The organism is Mesorhizobium sp. M1E.F.Ca.ET.041.01.1.1, from assembly GCF_003997355.1.
In the GTDB taxonomy this organism is placed as follows: domain Bacteria; phylum Pseudomonadota; class Alphaproteobacteria; order Rhizobiales; family Rhizobiaceae; genus Mesorhizobium.
The window spans coordinates 1-5,470 of the sequence record NZ_RZSL01000424.1; the positions used below are offsets into that span (position 1 = coordinate 1).

Annotated in this window: 5 protein-coding genes; all 5 read right to left on the bottom strand. The window is 62.0% G+C overall.

Annotated features, from left to right (window positions below; all coding sequences use genetic code 11):
- The coding region (locus EOA38_RS26655) for an inositol monophosphatase family protein (RefSeq protein ID WP_281060121.1) at nt 1-295 on the bottom strand (295 nt) is incomplete at its 3' end.
- A complete protein-coding gene (locus tag EOA38_RS26660; protein ID WP_127300636.1) occupies nt 273-1,172 on the bottom strand; it encodes a TIM barrel protein in 900 nt (299 codons plus the stop codon). The genes EOA38_RS26660 and EOA38_RS26655, both read right to left, overlap by 23 nt.
- Before the next feature lie 856 nt (nt 1,173-2,028).
- Nucleotides 2,029-3,714 (bottom strand): choline dehydrogenase, encoded by a 1,686-nt coding sequence (betA, locus tag EOA38_RS26665; RefSeq protein WP_127300637.1) that lies wholly within the window; start codon nt 3,712-3,714, stop codon nt 2,029-2,031.
- Between the two features lie 138 nt (nt 3,715-3,852).
- Nucleotides 3,853-4,644 (bottom strand): ABC transporter ATP-binding protein, encoded by a 792-nt coding sequence (locus EOA38_RS26670; protein ID WP_127300638.1) that lies wholly within the window; start codon nt 4,642-4,644, stop codon nt 3,853-3,855.
- A gap of 13 nt (nt 4,645-4,657) precedes the next feature.
- Nucleotides 4,658-5,470: ABC transporter permease (locus tag EOA38_RS26675; protein WP_210212990.1), on the bottom strand; the 813-nt coding region annotated here is incomplete at its 5' end.

The following is a 5,470-nucleotide window of genomic DNA, read 5'->3' on the forward strand; positions in this document are numbered from 1 at the left end:
AACCGGAAATGAACGATTTCGTGCCGTCGATCGGATCAAGAATCCATACCCATTCGGCATCCGCTTGATGCGCTTCGAATTCTTCCCCCCGGATGCCGTGGGTCGGAAAAGCGGTTTCGATCATACGCCGCATCGTTGCTTCCGTTTCGCGGTCGGCAATCGTAACGGGGCTTGAATCCGCCTTGGAATCGATGGCCAGCCGTTTGCGAAAATGCGGGCGAATTATGCCGCGAGCGGCATCGGCCATCGCGTTCGCCAGAGCAAAGCAGTCTTCAGGGCAAGTGAGTTCGGACATTCCGGCGATCCTCATGGTTCAGGGCTTCCGTCGCGATGTCCTCGAGGATCGACCGGACGGTGCGGACTTGTGCGTGCGCCGCCACGGACTCCTGTCTGAGCCGCTGCGCAAGGTTCGACGGGCCGAGGTCGGTGAAACTCGGCGTTCGGGCGGCGATGAACGGATCCGCTTCCTGTAACGGCCATCGTAAGGCCGGGGCGAAATAGCCCTCCTCCTCCTCGAGCCCGAAGGCCAGGATCTGCGGCTTTGCCTCGCCGAGCAGCAGGAGTTCGATCAGCATGGCATGGATGGGCAGTTCTCCTTGGCCGGTCGCGCAGGCAAGGTGAGCCCAGCCACCTCGATCCGGCTGAATCATGCAGTCCTTGATATGCACGTCCGTGATGTGCGCGGCCTGACGCCCGAGCGCCGCAAGCGGGCTTTCATGAGCGTTGATCATGTTGGCAAAGTCGAACAGAAGGCTGAGGTTTGGGCTCGCTACCTCCTGCACGATCCGAACGAGCTCGTCCGACGTCAGATCCTCATGCTGTTCAAGCGTGACGCGCAGTCTGCCTGCGGGATCGAACTGCCGGAGTCTCCGCAGGTCGTCGATCGTCCAGGCGACAATTTCGGAGACGCGACCCTCGTAGAGAGGATAGCAGCGGAGCGAGGTGGCGTTTAGCGCCAAGGCGCGCTGAACGGCGTCCGACAGGCCTTCGGGCGCGGTCGTGCTGGTTTCGACGTGGATTTCGAGGCCGAGTTCCCTTGCCTGTTCTGCGAATGCACGCAACTCGGCATGCGACATCGCTTCGAGGCTGGCATGTTCACCGTCGCTGACGTGGATCTTGATGCCACGGAGACCCTCGCCATGCGCGAATGCCGCCAGGTCGAGCGGCGTCATGCCGCCAAACCTGAGATTGAGATGGAAAGCGTAGGCATGAGCGAAGAGAGGCGCAGTTTCCGCACGCTCCGCGAGACGCCCACGGAATTCCGGCGGCAAACTTTCGATCCGACTGCGCCAATCCAGGTCGAGGATCACTTTTGTGGGCGATCCTTTCACGATGCGGTCTCTCCATTCAGCTGAGCATCCTCGGTCACTCGGAGCGGCTCCCCGCTCCCGACAGGTTCCGTTTCGGCCGAGAACCTCGGTCGACGTGAGCAAGGTCCGACAAGGCGCGTTGGCTTACACATCATCTTGGAGCATTCCGAAACGAAGACGGGCTTGGAACTTGCCAAGAAAATGGACTGCTTCGGATGGCCACTTACTGTGTTTGGACCATACCACTTCTGCGCCTGCGGATGGTCTGTGCGGCGGCGCTCTGAGGGCAGACGGGTATCACATCAAGTCGATACGAGAATTGCAGGCCTGCCTGGAGCAATTCCAGGAAAGGCGTGAAAAGGATTTCCGTCCGGAATTGCGTCGAAGAGATAGAGTGGTCTCCGTTCGATGAAACGGTGAGCTGCTCTAACGGTCCGTTTCAGAACCGACCCGCCCTGGAACTTCGTCCAGGTCCGACAGGTCAGGGCCACGCGTCAGGCGTGCAACCGCCTTCTTCAGATACAAGGCGACCATGGAGCCAAGGCCGCCGGCGTCCGAGGATCTCTGCTGGCCTTCCTCAGGATCGTTGCCGCAATTCCGGCCGGCTACCGAATAGCCAATACCTCGAGCCATCATTTTCCGTTCCCGCAGATGAAATGGCATTTTCTGACAAAGAGGCCGACGGCAGGTGCGGCCTCTGACGATCCCTGGCCAGCTATCAATGCATTATCCTTCGGACTGGCTCGCGGCTGCGCTGGGTGATCCCTACGCCCGGCGCTATCCCCACGGCGGCGTTCGAGGCTGCAAGCAGCGGCTTGCCCCGAACGATATCTGAACCCCGCTCCGCCAGCATGATCGTCGGTGCGTTGAGGTTCGCATTGGGTTCGGACGGGAAGACCGAACTGTCGATGACCCTCAGTCCGTCGATCCCTCTCACCTTCAGATTGCTGTCGACGACCGCCATCTTGTCCTCGCCCATCCGACACGAACCGCAGGGGTGGTAGGTGCTCTCCATCGTCTCGCGCACCCAGGCGTCGATTTCGTCGTCCTTCGCGACATCGGCACCCGGCGCCATTTCCTTCCCGCGGAAACGGTCGAAGGCCGGCTGAGCGATGATCTCGCGCGTCAGCCTCAGGCAGCGGCGGAAGCCTTCCCGATCCTCTTCGCGGTCGAGATAGTTGAAGAGGATGTCCGGATGCTCGTGAGCGTCCGGCGAACGCAGCCGCACATAGCCGCGGCTCTTCGGCTTGTTCGGACCGGTCAGCACCATGAAGCCGTGGCCTTTGAGCGGTTTCTTGCCGTCATAGCGCATCGCCGCCGGCAGGAAATGGAATTGGATGTCCGGCCACTCGAGCGAAGCGTCGGAGCGGATGAAACCACCGCTCTCGAAATGATTGGAGACCGAGAGCCCTCGCTTGAACAGGAACCACTCTGCTCCGATCAGCGCCTTGCTGAACAATCCCATCTTGCCGTTGAGCGTGATCGGCTCCTTGCAGGCATATTGGATATAAACCTCGGAATGGTCCTGCAGGTTCTCGCCGACGCCAGGCAAGTCGTGCAGGACTTCGACGCCGGCATCGCGTAGCACCGTTGCCGGTCCGATGCCGGACCGCTGCAACAGATGCGGAGCACCGATCGGCCCCGACGCGATCAGCACCTCCCGCGCCGCCTTCACGACATGGCACTGGCCGCCCCGCTCGTATTCGACGCCCACAGCGCGTCTGCCTTCCAGAAGCACGCGCAACGTCATCGCATGGGTGATGACGGTCAGGTTCGGCCGGCTCATGGCCGGCTTGAGGTAGGCATTGGCCGTCGACCAGCGGACGCCGTCCTTGACGGTCATGTGCATCGGGCCGAAACCTTCCTGAAGATAGCCGTTCGGATCTTCGGTCGTGACATAGCCGGCCTCATGCCCGGCATCGACGAAGGCGCGGTAGAGCGGATTTTTCATTCTGTTGCCGGCATTGGTGGCGAGCGGGCCGCTTTCCCCGCGATAGGAGTCTGCGCCACCCTGCCAGCTTTCGGCACGCTGGAAATAGGGCAGGCAGTTGGCATAGCCCCAGCCGCGCGCGCCGCGCTCGGCCCACTCGTCGAAGTCGCGCGCATGGCCGCGCATATAGACCAGGCCATTGATCGAGGAGGACCCGCCGAGCACCTTTCCGCGCGGGCAATGGACGCGCCGGCCATCGAGGCCGGGCTCCGGCAAGGTCATGTATTTCCAATTGTACTTCGTGCCGTTCATCGGGATCGACAATGCCGTCGGCATCTGGATGAAGATCGACTTGTCGCTACCGCCATACTCCAGAACGAGCACGCGCGTTGAGGGGTCTTCCGATAGGCGGTTGGCCAAGACGCAACCAGCCGACCCGGCGCCGATGATGATGTAGTCGAAGGTGGCGTCCATGGCGCTATCCCTATGGAATCTTCGGACTCCGTGCCGTCTGCCGGCAAAGGAGCCCTGTTTCGTTTTTTTGCGGCCGAATCCGTGGCGCCCCCGAGCGAGCCCAGAAGAGCACCGTGAGGCGGTCTGGCCCTTGCGGGATCAGGCTGCGTCGGCGGCCGCCATCGCCCTGTGGACTTCGTGATGCAGGTTCTTTTGAATCCGCCGCTTCAGCTCGAAGAAATCCGGCGTCGTCACCAGGTCGTAGTGGCGCGGCCGCGGCAAGTCGACCTGAACCGTGTCGACCATGCGGCCGGGCCTAGCCGACATCACATAGACGACGTCGCCGAGGAAAACCGCCTCGTCGATGTCGTGCGTCACGAACAGAACGGTTTTCTGGTGCCGCTCCCAGATATCGATCAGCAATTCCTGCATCACTGCCCTGGTCTGGCTGTCCAGCGCCCCGAACGGCTCATCCATGAGGAGCACTTCCGGGTCGTTCGCCAAGGCGCGGGCGATCGCGACACGCTGCTTCATGCCGCCCGACAGATGGTTCGGGTAAGCGTTCTCGAAGCCCTTTAAGCCGACCGCGTGGACGAAATGGCGCGCCTGTTCGGCCCGCTCCCGCATTGGCACGTTTCTGAGCGCAAGGCCGAATTCGACGTTCTTCTGGACCGACAGCCAGGGGAACAGGGAATAATTCTGGAAGACCATCCCCCGGTCCCGGCCCGGGCCGGAGACGGTTCTCCCATTGACCTTGCATTCGCCGTTCGACGCTTCCTTCAAGCCTGCCACGAGATCGAGCAGGCTCGACTTGCCGCATCCGGAAGGGCCGACGATTACCGCGAACTGCTTGTCGGGAATGCGCATGTGCAGGTTGCTGAGCGCGACGACCTCGCCGGCCCGCTGCGTCCTGAACCGCAGGCTCACATTTTCAATGTCCAGAGCACCCATGGGGCAGACCTCCTCAACGCTGCTCTGCCCAGGGCAGGCATACGATCTTGATCCATTTGAAAATCTGGTCGGTTGCCAGCCCGAGCAGGCCAATAACCAAAATGCCGACAAAGATGTACTCGGCGTGCAGGCCGCGCATGGCCTGCATGCTCATGTAGCCAAGGCCCGAACTCGACGCGACCAGCTCGGCGACCACCAGGTAGGTCCAGGCCCATCCCATGGTGACGCGCAGCGTATCCATGACACCGGGCAGTGTCGCTGGCAGCAGCATCCTGGTGATGACCTGCCACCTTGTCGCGCCCAGCGTGTAGGATGCGTTGAACAATTCCGCGGGCACCCGCGCGGAGACGTCGGAGATCATTACGATCTGCTGGAAGAAGGTGCCGATGAAGATGACGGCGACCTTCTCCTCGAAGCCGATGCCGATCCACAGGATCAGCAACGGGATCATCGAGGTCACCGGCAGGTATCGCGTGAAGTTGACGATCGGCTCCAGCGCCGCCGCCACGACGCGGAAGCTGCCCATCAATATCCCGAGCGGAACCGCCACGAGCGAGGACAGGAGGAAGCCCACGTTGATGACGAGAAGGCTGGCCCAGGTATTCCTGAGCAGAGATCCATCCATCAGCGAGTGCCAGAACGCGCCGACCACGCGATGCGGAGCAGGCAGGAAAAGCGGGTCCGCCAGCCCACCATAGGTCCCGACGCACCAGGCCAGCAGGATGCCGCCGCTGAGGATCGAGCCGGCGCCCAGGGTGACGCCGCGCGATATCGGCCGGCGTGGCGTAAACATCCGATTTACGATCAATGCCGCGCTGGTCATCGG